Below are 18,114 nucleotides of genomic sequence, written 5' to 3'. Positions count from 1 at the left end.
TAGGTACTGATATATTAAGGTTTTTTTAAGAAATTATAAAGTTTAAAATTAAGATATTTTAACTAAAATATAGATAAACAGTGAGAGTGTAAATTAAAAGAATTCTTCTTTTATGGTAAACTAATTTTAGAAGTAGAGAGGAGTGGATTTTTTTGAGTAAAGAGAAAATATTAATAGTTGATGATGAAAAGGAAATTAGAGATTTAATAGATATATATTTAAAGGGTGAAGGATACGATACAATAAAGGCTGAAAATGGTGAAGAAGCATTAAACATCCTTTCAAATAATGATGTGGATTTAATAATTTTAGATATAATGATGCCTAAGGTGAATGGAATTGAAGCTTGTTTAAAAATAAGAGAAGAAAGAGAAATGCCAATAATAATGTTATCTGCAAAGTCTGAGGATATGGATAAGATATTGGGATTAAATACTGGAGCTGATGATTACTTAACGAAACCATTTAATCCATTAGAATTAGTAGCTAGGGTAAAATCACAACTTAGAAGATATAAGAGATTCAATAATACATTAGCTAAGGAAGCGTTAGTAGTTAAGCAAGAGAATGTATTAGAAATTGATGAGATAAGTATAAATTTAGAGACTCATGAAGTTTTTAAAGAGGGCGAGGAAATAAAGCTTACACCAACAGAATTTGATATATTAGTTTTACTTGGTGAAAACAGAGGAAAAGTATTTAGTATTGAAAATATATATAATAGCGTTTGGAAGCAGGAGTTTATGCAGTCTGATAATACAGTTATGGTGCACATAAGAAAGGTAAGAGAAAAGATAGAAGAGGATCCAAGAAAGCCAAAGTTCATAAAGACTGTATGGGGGGTAGGCTATAAAATTGATAGGTAAAAAGAAAACGAAAAAAGAGAAAGTTAAGAAAGAAAGAGTTGGGCTGATAAAGGGGATAAGAAACTTAATCTTAAAAATTTTTTATAAATTCTATAATTCAAGGTTAGGAATTAAAATTAGAGAAACTTTAGAGTGGATCTATATGAGAATAGAAAAAAGTATAAGGTTTGAATTAATGCTTGTTTTTGCTATATGTTTTTTTGCAGCTTTTATGTTTTATGGATTTGCTAACAATGTCTTATCGAAAAATAAAACAATAACAAATCTTGAATATGATACTGGAGAAGTTCAATCACAGGCTAACTCTATTGCAAAGGAATTAAGTGGAGAATATGGCCATGAAATAGAAAGCATTAAAGAAGAAGAGAAAATAAAAGAAGTATTAAATAGATATAATGATGGAAAAGCTAAAATTTATTTGACTGATTTAGATGGAAAAATATTATTTAAGGTTAATGGTGAATTTCAAGAAAAATTAGATATATATGCAATTATAGATAAAAGCAATTCTGTAGCAGAAGACGGAAGTGAACGAGTATTTCTTTATCCAGTAAATATAGGATCAGATAGGGCTTATCTTATATATTCAAAGATACCTGTACCTTATATATCATATGACTATTATGTAGATGAAAATTCATTTTTAGCGCTAGTATTAGCTGTTATTATGTTTATATCTGTATTTATTATAGTAACAAATAAGAAAATGAAGTATATAGAAGAAATAGCGTCAGGGTTAAGAATTATATCAAATGGGGATTTATCATATAGGATAGAAGAAAAGGGAAAAGATGAAATAAAGAAATTAGCTGAAAATATAAATAATATGGCATCTGAAATACAAAATAGAATTGAAGGAGAAAGAAGAGCTGAAAAGACTAAAAGTGAGCTTATAACAAATGTCTCCCACGATTTAAGAACTCCTTTAACCTCTGTAATGGGATATATAGGACTTGTTAAAGATGGCAAATATGAAGATGAGAATATGATGAAGGAGTATTTGAATATAGCCTTTAACAAATCAAATCAACTTAAGGAATTAATAGAAGATTTATTTGAATATACAAAGCTTAATAATAAAGGAATAGTTTTAGAAAAAAACAAAGTAAATATAGTTGAATTTCTATCTCAAATAATAGAAGAATATATTCCTGTATTTGAAGAAAACGAAGTAGAAGTAGTTAAAAAGTTTGTAGATGAAAAATGTATGGTAGAAATCGATGCAGGGAAAATGGTTAGAGTATTTGAAAATCTGTTTTCAAATGCAATTAAGTATTCATTTAAGCCAGGAAATGTAATAGTATCTGCATATGAAAATAATGGATTTGTAAATATTGTTATAAGAAACAGAGGGGAACATATACCGAAAGAAAAAGTAGAAAGATTGTTTGATAGGTTTTATAGAGTAGATGAAGCAAGAAACTCTAATACAAAAGGAAGCGGGCTAGGTCTTGCCATATCTAAAAATATAATAGATCTGCATAATGGTAATATATGGGCTGAATGCGTTGGTAATGATGTAAGCTTCTTTATAAAGTTAAAAGTAATTAGATAATAAATACAAGTAACCTTTAGGAATAAGCGTAATAAACTAATATAGAGAATATTTTTCTTGGAGGAAAAATGCAAAATAAAAACCCTAATAGTAGATTTGGAATAGACATAAATGAATATACACAAGATGTTAATTTTCAAACTCTAGCAAGAACAATAGATTTTTTGTATCTGAGATCATCAGGTTCAGGGTCAGGAAGATTTAGAGTTGATAGGAGATTCTTAGAATTTGCTAAAGCAGCTAGAGATTATGGAATACCAGTAGGAGCATATCATTATGCTTTACCTTCGTATGATTTGACTACTGCAGATTCCCAATGTGATGACTTCATAGACATATTACAGGAAGGTTTTGGAGAAAAAGATTACGGAGATTTATTTCCAGTAGTAGACGTTGAAGCACCTATAGATAACAAAATAAGTACAAAAGCATTAATTGATTGGGTAGATAGATTTAGGAAGAGGTTCGAGAGAAAAACTAGAAGAAGACTAATGTTATATACAGGAGCTTTTTTTATAGAACTATATGATGATTTTAAATTACCAAATGGATCACAACCACTTAAAAATATGCCTTTATGGATAGCTATGTATACAAATATTCCAGTTAATCCACCATATCCTCCTAATTTAGGTGGTTGGACAAGATGGAGAATATGGCAGTTTAGTGAAGGGCAAGTTGTTAATGGAGTAGGCAATCCTGTTGATGCCAATTGGGGACCAGATAATTTAGATTTACTTATGCAGCCAAGACAAGTAAGAGATTTAAGAGCTGTTAAGGAAGGTGGATTATTAAAGGTTTCATGGAGAAAAAATGATGATGTAGATTTATTAGGATACAATATTTTTGTAAATGGATATTGGATAGGAACAGTAGGAAAAGACGACACAAGTTTCCAAATAAGATTATCCGAATTACCTGTTAAAACAACTTCACCTGTAAATGTAACTATAGAAGCTTTTGACTATGATGGAGAAACATCAAGGATTAGAAGTAGAGTTACTGTATAGTATGGTTTACATTAAAATATTAAAATATTAGAAATAAAATTAGTTTAAAAAGCTTATAATATTAAAGTTAATTATAATATTATAGGCTTTAATTATTTATACTTATTTGATAAAAAAATATGAATTTTTTTGTTAAGTATTTAATTAAAGTGAATTATTTTATTCATATAAATATATTAAAATAAACTGTAGAATATAATATAATATTAATGATATAGTAATACTATAATTATAGGAAAAAGTATTATTTTTATAATTTTTATTATGCTGATTTAGAAAAGGAGTGGGGCAGTTGGAGGAACAAAAAAAAGATAAGAAAAAAATAATATCTCCTAAAAATAAAAATACAATAATAGCTGCAATAACTATAACTATAGTAGTTATAGTAGGAATCATAGGTTATATTTTTTCAGTAAATAATAGAGTAGCAGCATGGGAAAATAAAGTTTATCCAGGAGTTAGTGTATATGGTGTTGATTTAGGTGGCTTAAGTAAAGAAGAAGCTATCGAATCTTTAGATGAAAAACTATCAGGTCTTATTATGGACAAGAAGTTAAGTGTTTTGGTTGGTGACAAGAAGTTAGAATTGCCCTATAGTGAAATAAATCCTAAGTATGACACAGAAGTGATAGCAGAAGAAGCTTTTAATTACGGCAAAGATAGTGGAATGTTTGCTAAAAATTCATTAATTAAAAATAATGATGATATTAACATAGAAGCTAAGATTACATATGATGAAGAAAGTTTAAAGTCTTTTGAGGAAAAAGTTAGGGCAGAAGTAAATGTTGCACCTAAAGATGCTACTATTGAAATAAATTCAGGAAACATAGTTGTTACACCAGAAGTTGTTGGAAAGAAAATAGATGAAGAAGAACTTCATAATAAATTAATAGAAAATATTAATGGAAATCCAACTAGCATTGTAGAATTAACATTTGATTTAAAAGAAGAACAAGCAAAAGTAAAAGCAGAGGATTTAAATAAAATAACTGGAAAGATAAGTGGCTATAGTAGTAGTTATAAAGATACTGGAGATGGTAGAGTTAAAAATATGGAGATTGCCTCTCAAGTTATTAATGGAACAATTGTAATGCCAGGAGAAGAGTTTAGCTATAATGAATTAATTGGAGATACAACTCCAGACAAGGGATATGAAAAAGCTAATACATATATTGGTAATGAAATTGTACCGGATTACGGCGGAGGAATATGTCAGATATCAACAACTCTTTATAGAGCAGCAATGAGAGCAAACTTAAGATCAACTGAGAGGATGAATCACTCATTAACAGTTTCTTATTCAGAACCTGGATTGGATGCAACGGTTGCAAATGGTGTTATAGATTATAAATTTAAGAACTCATATGATTTTCCAGTTTATATTCAAGGATATGTAGGAGGAGGAACAGCTTCATTTAATATATATGGTAATGTAGAAGCTATGGGTGGAAAAACTTATGAACTTGTAAATGAAGTTCATGAAAAATATAATCCAGAAGTTAAGTATGAAGATGATCCAACTATGGAAGCAGGCACTGAAAAAGTTGTATCTTATGGAATGCCAGGATATAAGGCAAGCTCTTATCAAATAACATATGAAAATGGTGTTGAAGTTGATAGAGAGTTTATAGCTACAGATGTTTATTTAACAACAGATACAGTTATAAAAAGAGGAACTAAAAAGAAAGAGACACCTCAAAAACCAACTGATAAACCACAAGCTCCGGCTGGAGATCAAAAACCAAATCAATAATAGAAAATGGATTAATAAAATGGCCCATATGTTAAGGACATTTTATTAATCCATTCTTTTTTTATTATTTTGTATTAAATAGGAATAATAAATGTTATTAAGCTGTTAAGCTTATTGTCGAAAATACATCAGAATGATATTATAATAATATGAAAAGGTGAATAAAGGAGCATTTTATGGAATACAAAATGGTTTGTATTGATATGGATGGAACTTTACTAGGTAAAGGAAAAGAAATATCTAAAGAAAGTAAAGAAATAATAAAAAAAATTCACGAAGAGGGTGTGGAAATAGTAGTAACTACAGGAAGAATTTATAATAATGCAGCCTATTACTCACATCTTTTGGGGGTTGAATCACCTGTTATTGCTGCAAATGGAGCTATTGTTAGAGAAAAAAATACAAACAAAGTTATATATGAAAAGCCGATAGAAACTGAGGAATGTATTAAATTAGTTGAAAAATTATATGAAATGAAAATGTATTTTCATTTTTATACTTTAGATAGTATATATTGTAGTAATAAAATTACAGAGCTTGGAACCAAATTATATATGACAAAGCAAATAGGATATGATAATTTAAAAATAAATTATTATGTTATAAATAATATAGATAAGTGGAAAGACTTTTTTAGAAAAAATCATGGGAAAATAACTAAATGTATAGCTTTTTCAATAAAACCAGAGAAAATTTTAAAAGTTAAAAAACAGCTAGATAATTTTAATGGTATAGTATATTATGGCGCAGGAAAAAGAAGCGTTGAAATTAATAGTAAAGGTGCATCTAAGGGGAATGCTGTAAAAGCCTTAGCAAATTATTATGGTTTTAAAAGAGAAGAAATTATATGTATAGGTGATAATGAAAATGATCTATCTATGATTGAATATGCTGGAGTTGGAGTTGCTATGGGAAATGCAATAGAACCAGTGAAAAAATTAGCAGATTACATTACTGATACTAATATTGAAAATGGGGTGGAAAAAGCTATAAAAAAATTTTTTAAACTTTAGATATAAAAAGTATTTAAAGATTTTATATAAGCATAATAATTACGAGGTGATATTATGTTTATACCACAAAGAGTAGTTTTCGAGGAGAAAGCGTTAAATTTTCAGTTGGGAAAAGAATTATTTGAGAGATTTAATAATCAAGGAATAACGGTTGAAGTAAATAAGACAGGAAGAGTAAATGGACCTAAGGATGATGATGTAAAAAAATATTTTGATGGTAAGAGGACATTAGTAGTGGGGGTCAAAGGGAAAACTAAATTTCAAAGTTGCAAACCCTCTGCACACTATCAACTTCCTCTAGTTAGTGGATGCATGGGAATGTGTGAGTATTGCTATTTAAATACACAGCTAGGTAAAAGGCCGTATATTAAAATTTATGTAGATATAGAGGATATTTTAAGTAGAGCTTTTGAATATGCAAATGAAAGATTACCATACATAACTATTTTTGAAGGTTCAGCAACTTCAGATCCAATTCCTGTAGAAGTTTATACCCATGGATTAAGTAAAGCTATTGAGGCCTTTGGGAAAAATGATAATACTGCTTTTAGATTTGTTAGTAAGTATTCAGAAGTAGAACCATTTATAGGACTACAGCATAATAATCATACGACAATTAGATTTAGCATAAACTCACAAGAGATAGTAAAAAAATACGAACATAGAACTGATAGTGCAGATAAGAGAATAGAAGCTGCTAAAAGAGTTAGAAATGATGGATATGATGTGGGATTTATAATAGCTCCAGTATTTTTGTATGATACTTGGAAGGAAGATTATAGTAAACTTTTAGATAAAATAGAAAGCGAATTTAAAGGTGAGGATATAAAATTTGAAGTAATATCCCATAGATTTACTGAAAGAGCTAAAAATAATATTTTAGAAATATACAAAAATTCTACACTACCTATGGATAAAGAAATGAGAAAGTTTAAATATGGTCAATTTGGATATGGAAAATATATTTATAAAGATGAAGAAATTAAATTAATAAAAGATTTTTTTGCGGAAAGAATTAAAAGCTCATTTGGAGATGATAGTATTTTGTATATAATATAAAGAAAATATTCTGTTAATAAATACTAAATACTTTGACTAATGAAGTTTCATATAGTATCATTTTTTATATAGTTTTACTAAAGTAAGATGATTTCATCTTGCTTTTTTAATCGGAGGTAAGAAAATTGAATTTAAATATAGTTTTATACCAACCAGAAATACCACAAAATACAGGCAATATTGCAAGAACTTGTGTTTTGACGAATTCAACACTACATTTAATTAAACCTATGGGCTTTAAGATAGATGATAAACAAGTAAAACGTGCTGGATTAGATTATTGGAGCGAATTAAAGCTTGAAATGCATGAAAGCTATGAAGAATTTATGAAAAAATATGGAAATGAAAGAATTTTTTTAGCAACTACTCATGGTGGCGTGCATTATGATGAAGCTTCATTTAAAGAAGGAGATTTTATAATGTTTGGTAGAGAGTCTTCAGGAGTTCCAGAAGAAGTACATAACAATCATGAAGGAATAAGAGTGCCAATGATTAAAACAAGTACTAGAAGCTTAAATATTTCAAATACAGTTGCAATTGTTACATATGAAGCTTTAAGGCAAATAGGTTTTCCTGAAATGAAATAAATTAGGGGGAATAGAAGTGGAAAAAATAAAAATATTAACAGATAGTTGTTTAGATCTTCCAGAAGAGTTAATTAGACAAAATGATATAGAAGTTATACCCGTTTTAATTAATTTTGGTGATAAAAGTTATATTGATAGAGAAGAAATTAATTTAGAACAAATGCAAGAAAAAATACAAAGAGAGAAAATACTTCCAACAACAGCACAAATAACTCCTATTAGATTTGAAGAAATTTTTAGAAAGCATTTAGATGAAGGATATAAAGTTTTAGCGATACTTATGTCATCTAATATGAGTGGAACATATAATTCTGCATGTATTGCAAAAGATATGATTGAGTCTGAGGACATAGTTATAGTAGATACACAAGTTATAACATCTGCTCAAGGATTTTTTGTTCTAAAGGCTTGTGAACTCAGGGATAAGGGTTTAAGTGCGGAAGATATAAAGGAAGAATTACTAACTATGATACCTAAAATGAATGCATCATTATGCTTTGAATCATTAGAAAATCTAGTTAGAGGCGGAAGAATATCAAAGACAGCAGGTGCAATTGGAACTGCATTAGGTCTTAGAGTTATAATTGGATTCGAAAATGGGATGATGACTGCAAAAGATAAAGTAAGAGGAAATAAAAAAGCATTAAAGAAAATAATATCAGACTATGAATCAAGTAATCCAGATAAAAATGAACCAGTTATATTAATTGAAATAGAAAGCCCAGAAATGAAGGGTGAACTTAAGAAATATTTAGTTGATAACAATATAAAATATATTGAAACAAAACCAGGTTGTGCAGTTGGAATACACTCTGGAACAAAAGTAAGCGGATTGTTTTTTATGAGTAAATAAGTTTAAAGTATCCATGAATACTTTAAAAATTAAAATTTAAAGTTAAAATTCTAAGGTTATAAAATGATTTTGTGGAATAATAAATAATTTTTAACAATAAATAATTTTTAATATTAAATCAAAAAGATAAAGATTAAATTCTTTATCTTTTTTTATTTACAAAAATACAAACTGAATTTTTATATATTTATTTGGGTAACATAAAGTAAAAAGGAAGGTGGTTTCAGTGAAAAAACAAAAACTATTTTTACTAACTCTAAGCATATATTTAACTTTAATGCTTACAGGTTGTGGAGTTCTCAATAGTCACATAATAGATTTAGATAAATTAAAAGTAGCTTATGTTGTTAATAAAGGTTGCTTAGAAGATAAAGGGCTTAATCAATTAGGGTTAAATGGAATAAATAAATCTATTATAGAAGATAATATTCGATTAACTACTATAGAAATAGATAAAGACGATGAGGCAAATTTTCAAAAGCAATTTATAAAAGCAGCTAAAAGTAATGATTTAATAATTGTAGTTGGTGAAGAGTTTAAAAATATAGTTAATGAAGCTGCCACCAATTATAGAGACAAGAGGTTTGTAGTTACTACAAATAAAATAAGAGAAAGTAATGTACAAAATGTGGATTTTAAATATGAAGAGGGTGGATTTTTGGTAGGAGCTATTGCGGGAAAAAGAAGCTCTAATAAAGAAGTTGGTTATATAGCTATTAAAGATAATGAACGAAATAAATTATTATTATCAGGGTATATGGCAGGAGTTAAAGTAACTAATTCAAAAGCATTACCAAAGTTATTATCAGGAGAAAATGTAAGATATGTTGAAGATTGTGCAAATATTGATTTAGCATACGAGGAAGCAATAGAACTTTATGATAAAGGTTGTGAAGTTATTCTAACAGCTGCAGGTAGAGCTTCAGAAGGGGTTTTTAAAGCAGCTAAGGAAAAAGGAAAGTATGTAATTAATAGCGGTATGAATGCACAAGAGGTTTATAGTGATTATAAAGATAATTCACTTGCATCTTTAGTAATTAGATTTGATGATATTCTTTATGAAAGTATATCAGAGGCAAATGATGGAATGTTTAAGAGTGGAGAAGTTAATAAAATAAATGAAGGTTTAAAAGAAAATACTATTGAAGTAATTATGAACGAGTCAATATTAGATAAAGAAACTATTAAATTAATAAATAATTATAAAAGTGAAGTAATTAGAGAAAAATTTGAAATTCCTAAGATAAAAGAAGAAGTATTAGAATTTAAAGTACAATAATGACTTGATATAACGTTTACTTAAGGTTTATACTAGTATTAAGGATTACTATCCTTAATACTAGTATATTAAGTAAAAGTTATAGTTCATAGTTTTGGAAATGAAGGTGTACTTTATGAAATTAGATTTTAATTTAAATCTCACACAAGAGCAAAAATTAATAATGACCCAACAAATGCAGTTATCTATAAAGCTTTTACAAATGTCAACTTATGATTTAAGAGAATATATAGAAAATGAATTTGTAGAAAATCCAATACTTGAAGGTGATTTTGATTTTGTTCAAGAAAATAAGGATTATCAAGATAAAATAGATTATAAAGAAATGATAAAATACTTAGAGTTCGATAATTATGGATCTCAAAGTTATGGAGATTATAATAAGGATGAAGACATATCACCTTTTAATTTTATATCAGAAAAAGAGTCATTAACAGAGTATTTGCATGAACAATTACTTGAAAGTGATGAAGATGAATTAAAAAAGGCAATAGTATCATATATGATTGAGAATATTGATAGCAGAGGATATTTGGACATGCCTCTGGAAGATATATGTAAAGAACTAAATATTCCAATTGATTTAGGACAAGAGTCATTAGAGATACTTCAAGATTTAGAGCCAGATGGTATAGGGGCTAGGGATTTGAAAGAATGTCTAAAGATACAGCTAATAAAGATGGGAATATTGGATGATAACTTGGAAATAATAATAGATGAATATTTAGATTTAATAGCAGATAATAAATATAGTGTTATAGCAAAAAACTTAAAAATTACTCCAAAAGAAGCTCAAGATTTAGGAGATATAATTAAAAGCTTAGAGCCAAAGCCATCAAGGGGATTTTATACAGGAGATGAGGTTAAGTTTATAATACCGGATGCAGCAATTAGAAATATTGATGGACAATATTTTGTTATTATGAATGATGGAGTTATACCAAGATTATCAATAAGCAATATATATAAAGATATCTTAAATAATAAGGAAGATAAAAATACAGAAAATTATGTAAAAGAAAAATTGAATAGTGCTATGTTTTTAATAAAAAGTATAGAACAAAGAAAAAGTACTTTACTTAGAATATTAGAAAAAACTGTAGAGAAGCAAAAAGAGTATTTTGATAAAGGACAAAAATATTTAAAGCCAATGACAATGAAAGAAATGGCAGAAGAGCTTGGGATTCACGAGTCAACAGTGAGTAGAGCTATAAAGGACAAATATATATTAACAAGCTTTGGAACTGTTAAAATAAAGGATTTATTTACAACAGGCTTAAGTAAATCTCAAGGCGATGGTGAAGATGTTGCTGTAGTTAACATTAAAAAGCAAATAAAAGAAATGATAGATGCTGAAGATAAGAAGAAACCTCTATCAGATCAAATAATATGTGATGAATTAAATAAGAAGAGTTTGAATATATCTAGAAGAACAGTAGCAAAGTATAGGGAAGAAATAGGTATAAAATCATCAAGTAAAAGAAAGAGAATAGAGTAAAGTAAGTATTATAAAAAAGAGTGAAAATAGAACAGAAAAGGATTATAAAAAATAGAATAAAAAAGGATTATAAAGGGGAATTTATAATAGAGAAGCTAGCTGTTTATATATTAAATATATTTAAAATAAAAGCTAGCTTTCTCTTATAAGTTATTTCCTTCAGTTCTCAAGTAGATACATGTAGGTATAATTGATTTTGAGAAAGATAGTAATAAGTAAACTTACATATGATACTTTTGTAGGATATATAAAGCTATAATGCTAAAAACTTGTAAAACTTTTAGAAAAGTTTGAAGAAAGTACTTTTAAAATTCATAGAAGTGTTTTATAATAATAAATGTGGGACATATAAATTATATGCGGGACCTTTTTAGACCAAAGGAGGGTTAAAAGTGCAGGAAATATTGTCTTTACAGAAAAAAATAGTTCCTGAACTTGTAGAAGTCCTAGAGAAAAGATATAGCATTCTTAGGACTATATATTACAATCAGCCTATCGGAAGACGTGTTTTAGCCAATCAGTTAGATCTTGGAGAAAGAATCGTAAGAACTGAAATAAGTTTTTTGAAATCACAAAATTTGATAGAGATTAATACTCCAGGAATGACAGTTACCAAAGAGGGACAAGAAGTGGTGGATAAGCTTAAAGATTTCATTCATGAAATAAAAGGTTTATCAGATATTGAGGAAAATATTAAGTCCTTCCTTGGGTTAAGAGATGTAATAATTGTTCCAGGTGATGTAGAAACAAACGAAATAATTTTAAAAGAACTTGGTAAAGCTACAGCTAATTATCTAAAAGCGATTATTAAGGATAATAATATAATAGCTATAACTGGGGGAAATACTATAAAAGAGTTTGTAGAGGCATTACCTAAGATAAATAATGTTTCAAATATTCTCGTAGTTCCAGCAAGAGGAGGTATGGGAAGAAAAGTTGAAATACAAGCTAGTACATTGGCTGCATCCTTAGCGAAAAAGTTAAATGGTGCTTATAAATTGCTTCATCTTCCTGAAAATCTTAGTTTAGAACTTTTAGATACTTTACTAAAAGAAAAGGAAATAAAGGAAGTTATAGATAATATACATAAAGCTGATATTTTAATTTATGGTATTGGTGATGCTTTAGTTATGGCAGAGAAAAGAGATGTTTCAAAAGAAGACTTTAATAAACTCAAATCTCTTGGAGCTGTTGGTGAAGCTTTTGGTTGTTACTTTAACAAAGATTCCAAAGTAGTTTCAGAAAATACTTCAATTGGAATAAATATTAATGAAGCAAGAAAAATTAACACACATATTGCTGTAGCAGCTGGGGAAAATAAAGTTGATGCTATTATTGCAACAATGATGAAAAATCAAAATGCAGTATTAATAACAGACGAAGCAGCTGGTAGAAAAATTGTAGAATTTATTAAGGAACACACTAAACAAGCTTAAAATTTTTAAAATTTTAAATATAACTATTTTTAGGAGGTAATTGCAAATGGTAAATGTAGCAATTAATGGTTTTGGAAGAATAGGAAGATTAGCATTAAGATTAATGATTGAAAACCCAGAATTCAACGTGGTAGCAATCAATGACTTAACTGATGCTAAGACTTTAGCTCACTTATTTAAATATGACTCTTCACAAGGAAGATTCAACGGAGATATCGAAGTTAAAGAAGGAGCTTTCGTTGTTAATGGAAAAGAAATAAAAGTTACAGCTGAAAGAAATCCTGCTGACTTACCATGGAAAGAATTAAACGTTGACGTAGTTTTAGAATGTACTGGATTCTTCACTTCTCAAGAAAAAGCTGGTTTACACTTAGAAGCTGGTGCTAAGAAGGTTGTTATTTCAGCTCCTGCAACTGGAGACATCAAGACTGTTGTTTACAACGTAAATAATGATATATTAGATGGTACTGAAACAGTTGTTTCAGGTGCTTCATGTACTACAAACTGCTTAGCTCCAATGGCTAAAGTATTAAACGACAAGTTTGGGGTTCAAAAAGGATTCATGACTACAATCCACGCTTACACTAATGACCAAAACACATTAGATGGTCCTCACGGAAAAGGCGATTTAAGAAGAGGTAGAGCTGCTGCTGCTAACATCGTTCCAAACTCAACTGGAGCTGCTAAAGCAATTGGTTTAGTTATTCCAGAATTAAAAGGAAAATTAGATGGTGGTGCTCAAAGAGTTCCAGTTACTACAGGTTCATTAACTGAATTAGTTGTAACTTTAGACAAGAAAACAACTGTAGAAGAAATCAACGCTGCTATGGCTGCTGCTGCTAACGAATCATTTGGTTACACTGAAGATGAAATAGTTTCATCAGACGTAATCGGAATCACTTACGGTTCATTATTCGATGCAACTCAAACTAAAGTTATGACAGTTGGAGATGAGCAATTAGTTAAAGTTGCTGCTTGGTACGACAATGAAATGTCATACACTAACCAATTAATCAGAACTTTAAAATACTTCGTAACTAGATAATTAAATAGTTAAATGAATAATTAAAGAAACATTAATTGTTGGTCTGGTTTTATAGAAAATCTATGAGGCCAGACCAATTTTAAATTAACAGAAATTATTAATTTATATTTTTTATAGATTAATGAAATAAATTTAAGAGGTGAAATCAATGAGCTTTAATAAGAAAACTATCGAAGATATAGATGTTAAAGGTAAAAAGGTTTTAGTAAGATGTGACTTCAATGTGCCACTAAAAGATGGTGTTATAACTGACGAAAATAGATTAAATGGTGCATTACCAACAATTAAGTACTTAATTGATAACGGAGCTAGAGTTATACTTTGCTCACACTTAGGAAAAGATGCATCAAAATCATTAGCTCCAGTTGCTAAGAGATTAAGCGAAATGCTAGACAAAGAAGTAGTGTTTGCAAGAGACGAAGAAGTTGTAGGAGCAAATGCTAGAGCTGCTGTTGCAGAAATGAAAGATGGAGATGTTGTATTATTAGAAAATACAAGATGCAGAAAAGAAGAAACTAAGAATGTTGAAGAATTCTCAAAAGAATTAGCTTCATTAGCTGATATATTTGTAAATGATGCATTTGGTACAGCTCACAGAGCTCACTGTTCAACAGTTGGAGTTACTGAATTCTTAGATACAGCTGTATGTGGATACTTAATTCAAAAAGAATTAAAATTCTTAGGTGAAGCAGTAAACAATCCAGTTAGACCATTTGTTGCTATATTAGGTGGAGCTAAAGTTTCAGATAAGATAGCTGTTATAAATAACTTATTAGAAAAAGTTGATACATTAATCATCGGTGGTGGAATGGCTTACACATTCTTAAAAGCTCAAGGATACGAAGTAGGATCATCATTAGTAGAAGCTGATAGAATTGAATATGCTAAGGAAATGATCGAAAAGGCAGCTGCAAAAGGAGTTAAATTCTTATTACCAGTTGACCACAGAGTTGCTGCAGAATTTAAAGATGTTGAACCAGTAGTTACAGAAGATCAAAATATTCCAGCAGGAAGCATGGGATTAGATATCGGACCAAAGACAGAAACTTTATATGCTGATGCAATTAAAGATGCTAAAACAGTTATATGGAACGGACCAATGGGAGTATTCGAATTCGAAAACTTCAACAAAGGAACAATAGCAGTTGCTAAGGCTATGGCTGATGCAGATGCTACAACAGTTATCGGTGGAGGAGACTCAGCTGCAGCTGTTAATATCTTAGGATTCGGAGATAAAATGACTCACATCTCAACAGGTGGTGGAGCTTCATTAGAATTCTTAGAAGGAAAAGCATTACCAGGAATAGAAGCTTTAAATAATAAATAAAAAAAGTTTATTTATTTAATGAAAAAATAGAGAAATGGAAGTTATAGTTAGAAGTTGCCCTTTTAACTATAATGGAATAATTAAGGAAATAATCCAGACAAAGTTGGATTGAAAAAGCGAAGAATGAAAATAAAAGTAATTAAAAGTTACACTTTTAATTATAAATGAAAGAATTTTTTATTTCTTCATTCTTCCCATTAAAAATAAGAGGTGATTTAAATGAGAAAAGCGATAATAGCAGGAAACTGGAAGATGCATTACACTCCGGCAGAAGCTGTAAAAGTTATAGAAGAATTAAAGCCATTAGTAAAAGATGCTACATGTGACGTAGTAGTATGCCCTACTTTTGTTTGTTTAGATGCTGTATTAAAAGCAGTAGAAGGATCAAATATTAAGGTTGCTGCTCAAAACATGCATTTTGAAGAAAAAGGAGCTTTCACAGGAGAAGTTGCTCCAGGAATGTTAGAAGCTATGGGAGTTAGCTATGTTGTTTTAGGACATAGTGAAAGAAGAGAATACTTCAATGAAACTGATGAAGCTTTAAACAAGAAAGTAAAAGCTGCATTTGCTCATAATTTAACTCCAATTCTTTGCTGTGGAGAATCTTTAGAGCAAAGAGAAAACGGAACAACTAATGAAGTTGTTGGAGCTCAAATTAAAGCTGATTTAGAAGGATTATCAAATGAATTAGCTGAAAAAGTAGTTATTGCTTACGAACCAATCTGGGCAATAGGAACAGGTAAAACTGCTACTAATGAACAAGCTAATGAAACAATAATGGCTATCAGAGGCGTTGTTGCTGAAATGTTTGGCAAAGAAGTTGCTGATAAAGTAAGAATTCAATACGGTGGATCAGTTAAGCCAAATACAATTAAAGATCAAATGGCTATGTCTGACATAGATGGTGCTTTAGTTGGTGGAGCTAGCTTAGTAGCTGCTGATTTCTCACAAATAGTTAATTATTAATATTAATAAATACGTAAGTAGTTTATCTACTTACGTATTTTTATTATAAAAATACTATAAACTATATATTTTTATAATAATTAAAAATAATTTAAAATATATAAATATATAGTAAAAATAAGCAATAGAAGAGTATTTTTTAAATTTTTAGAAAATATTCAATAAAATGCTTTTTAGGGGATTAAAATAATTCTCTGCAAAGGTTTACCTCATCAGTGCTTTTATTGTTTAAAGTCACTAATTATAGTATAATATAGATATAAATTAAGAAAGATAATATTAGAATATTGTCAAATATAGATTTTGATAAAAATTTGGAGGGAATTATGGCGAAGAAACCTGTAATGTTAATGATATTAGATGGCTTTGGAATAGCTCCAAAGTCAGATGGAAATGCTGTTGAAGCAGCTAATAAACCAAACTTTAGTGGATTAATGGAAAAATATCCACACACTCAATTACAAGCTAGTGGATTATATGTTGGATTACCAGATGGACAAATGGGTAACTCAGAAGTTGGTCATTTAAATATAGGTGCAGGAAGAATTATATACCAAGAATTAACTAGAATAACTAAAGAAATTAGTGAAGGTGGATTCTTCAAAAATGATGCATTAACTCTTGCTGTTAACAATGCTAAAGAAAATAATGCAGCACTTCACTTAATGGGATTATTATCAGATGGTGGAGTTCACTCACATATAGATCACTTAAAAGGATTATTAAAGCTAGCTAAAGAAGCAGGATTACAAAATGTATATGTTCACTGCTTCATGGATGGAAGAGACGTTCCACCATCATCAGGAAAAGATTTTATAATAGAGCTAGAAAACTACATGAAAGAAATTGGTGTAGGTAAGATAGCTACTGTTGCAGGAAGATACTATGCAATGGATAGAGATAACAGATGGGAAAGAGTTGAACTTGCTTACAATGCAATGGTACTTGGAAAAGGTGAAATTGCAGCTTCAGCAGTAGAAGCAATAGAAAAATCATACCACGATAATAAAACAGATGAGTTCGTATTACCGGCTGTTGTAGATTCAAATGGAATGATTAAAAATGGAGATTCAGTAATATTCTTTAACTTTAGACCAGATAGAGCTAGAGAAATAACTAGGGCAATAAATGATAAAGATTTTGCAGGATTTAAGAGAGAAACTTTAAACTTAACATTTGTTATAATGACTCAATATGATAAGACTTTAGAAGGAGTACATGTTGCATACAGACCAGAAAGTATTACTAATACTTTAGGAGAATATGTATCAAACAATGGATTAAATCAATTGAGAATTGCAGAAACAGAAAAATATGCTCACGTTACATTCTTCTTTAATGGTGGAGTTGAAAAGGAAAATCCAGGTGAAGATAGAGCTCTTATAGCATCACCTAAGGTTGCTACTTATGACTTAAAGCCAGAAATGAGTGCTTATGAAGTAACAGAAGAATTAATTAATAGAATTAATGAAGATAAGTATGATATGATTATTCTAAACTATGCTAACCCAGATATGGTTGGACATACAGGAGTAATGGAAGCAGCTGTAAAAGCTATCGAAGTTGTAGATGAATGCTTAGGAAAGGTTGCAAATAAGATTCTAGAAAAAGACGGAACTTTATTTATAACTGCTGACCACGGTAATGCAGAAACTATGATTGATTTCTCAACAGGAAATCCATTTACAGCACATACTACAGATCCAGTTCCATTCATTTGGGTTTCAAACAGAACTGAAGGAAGAACATTAAAAGAAGGTAAGCTAGCAGATATAGCTCCTACTATGTTAAATGAAATGGGTCTTTCAAAACCAGAAGAAATGACTGGAGAATGTTTAATAGTAAATAAATAATAAAAAGCGTAGCA

General features: G+C 29.2%; 15 protein-coding genes. All 15 read left to right on the top strand.

Translation table 11 applies throughout. From position 1 onward, the window contains the following. Positions 1-152 precede the first annotated feature (152 nt). The 15 genes from J7M87_RS18085 to gpmI all read left to right on the top strand — a co-directional run bounded on the left by J7M87_RS18085 (position 153) and on the right by gpmI (position 18,100). Positions 153-866 (top strand): response regulator transcription factor, encoded by a 714-nt coding sequence (locus tag J7M87_RS18085; protein ID WP_291653259.1) that lies wholly within the window; start codon positions 153-155, stop codon positions 864-866. Continuing rightward, the gene (locus tag J7M87_RS18080) at positions 856-2,421 is read left to right on the top strand and encodes an ATP-binding protein (protein ID WP_291653257.1); all 1,566 of its coding nucleotides are present in this window, start codon (positions 856-858) and stop codon (positions 2,419-2,421) included. Before J7M87_RS18085 ends, J7M87_RS18080 begins: the two co-directional genes overlap by 11 nt. 68 nt (positions 2,422-2,489) lie before the next feature. Next, the gene (locus J7M87_RS18075) at positions 2,490-3,431 is read left to right on the top strand and encodes a glycoside hydrolase family 25 protein (protein ID WP_291653255.1); all 942 of its coding nucleotides are present in this window, start codon (positions 2,490-2,492) and stop codon (positions 3,429-3,431) included. Positions 3,432-3,723: 292 nt separating this feature from the next. Further along, positions 3,724-5,184 carry a VanW family protein gene (locus J7M87_RS18070; protein ID WP_291653253.1) on the top strand — a complete coding sequence of 487 codons (1,461 nt, stop codon included), beginning with the start codon at positions 3,724-3,726 and terminating at the stop codon, positions 5,182-5,184. Between the two features lie 176 nt (positions 5,185-5,360). Beyond that, positions 5,361-6,197, top strand: a complete 837-nt coding sequence (locus J7M87_RS18065; RefSeq protein ID WP_291653251.1) for a Cof-type HAD-IIB family hydrolase — start codon at positions 5,361-5,363, stop codon at positions 6,195-6,197. A 54-nt stretch (positions 6,198-6,251) separates the two neighbouring features. Further along, positions 6,252-7,256, top strand: coding sequence for a spore photoproduct lyase (gene splB, locus J7M87_RS18060; RefSeq protein ID WP_291653249.1), 1,005 nt, complete (start codon positions 6,252-6,254; stop codon positions 7,254-7,256). A gap of 125 nt (positions 7,257-7,381) precedes the next feature. After that, positions 7,382-7,843: a tRNA (cytidine(34)-2'-O)-methyltransferase gene (locus tag J7M87_RS18055; protein ID WP_291653246.1), complete on the top strand. Its 462-nt coding sequence runs from the start codon at positions 7,382-7,384 to the stop codon at positions 7,841-7,843. A gap of 16 nt (positions 7,844-7,859) precedes the next feature. Continuing rightward, a complete protein-coding gene (locus J7M87_RS18050; protein WP_291653244.1) occupies positions 7,860-8,696 on the top strand; it encodes a DegV family protein in 837 nt (278 codons plus the stop codon). A gap of 226 nt (positions 8,697-8,922) precedes the next feature. Continuing rightward, entirely contained in the window at positions 8,923-9,975 is a 1,053-nt protein-coding gene (locus J7M87_RS18045; RefSeq protein ID WP_291653242.1) for a BMP family ABC transporter substrate-binding protein, read from the top strand. 115 nt (positions 9,976-10,090) lie between these two features. Continuing rightward, entirely contained in the window at positions 10,091-11,473 is a 1,383-nt protein-coding gene (gene rpoN, locus J7M87_RS18040) for an RNA polymerase factor sigma-54 (RefSeq protein WP_291653240.1), read from the top strand. Between the two features lie 392 nt (positions 11,474-11,865). Beyond that, on the top strand, positions 11,866-12,909 hold the full coding sequence (locus J7M87_RS18035; RefSeq protein WP_291653238.1) for a sugar-binding domain-containing protein: 1,044 nt from the start codon (positions 11,866-11,868) through the stop codon (positions 12,907-12,909). 46 nt (positions 12,910-12,955) lie between these two features. After that, complete coding sequence (gap, locus tag J7M87_RS18030) at positions 12,956-13,954, top strand: type I glyceraldehyde-3-phosphate dehydrogenase (protein ID WP_291653236.1); 999 nt, start codon at positions 12,956-12,958, stop codon at positions 13,952-13,954. Between the two features lie 148 nt (positions 13,955-14,102). After that, the gene (locus tag J7M87_RS18025; RefSeq protein WP_291653234.1) at positions 14,103-15,281 is read left to right on the top strand and encodes a phosphoglycerate kinase; all 1,179 of its coding nucleotides are present in this window, start codon (positions 14,103-14,105) and stop codon (positions 15,279-15,281) included. A gap of 219 nt (positions 15,282-15,500) precedes the next feature. After that, on the top strand, positions 15,501-16,247 hold the full coding sequence (gene tpiA, locus J7M87_RS18020) for a triose-phosphate isomerase (protein WP_099346766.1): 747 nt from the start codon (positions 15,501-15,503) through the stop codon (positions 16,245-16,247). A gap of 326 nt (positions 16,248-16,573) precedes the next feature. Continuing rightward, positions 16,574-18,100, top strand: a complete 1,527-nt coding sequence (gene gpmI / locus J7M87_RS18015) for a 2,3-bisphosphoglycerate-independent phosphoglycerate mutase (protein WP_291653231.1) — start codon at positions 16,574-16,576, stop codon at positions 18,098-18,100. The last annotated feature ends 14 nt before the right edge of the window (positions 18,101-18,114 follow it).

This window comes from Clostridium sp. (genome assembly GCF_017888565.1).
Classification (GTDB): domain Bacteria; phylum Bacillota; class Clostridia; order Clostridiales; family Clostridiaceae; genus Clostridium.
This window is presented reverse-complemented; position numbering and strand designations above follow the sequence as displayed.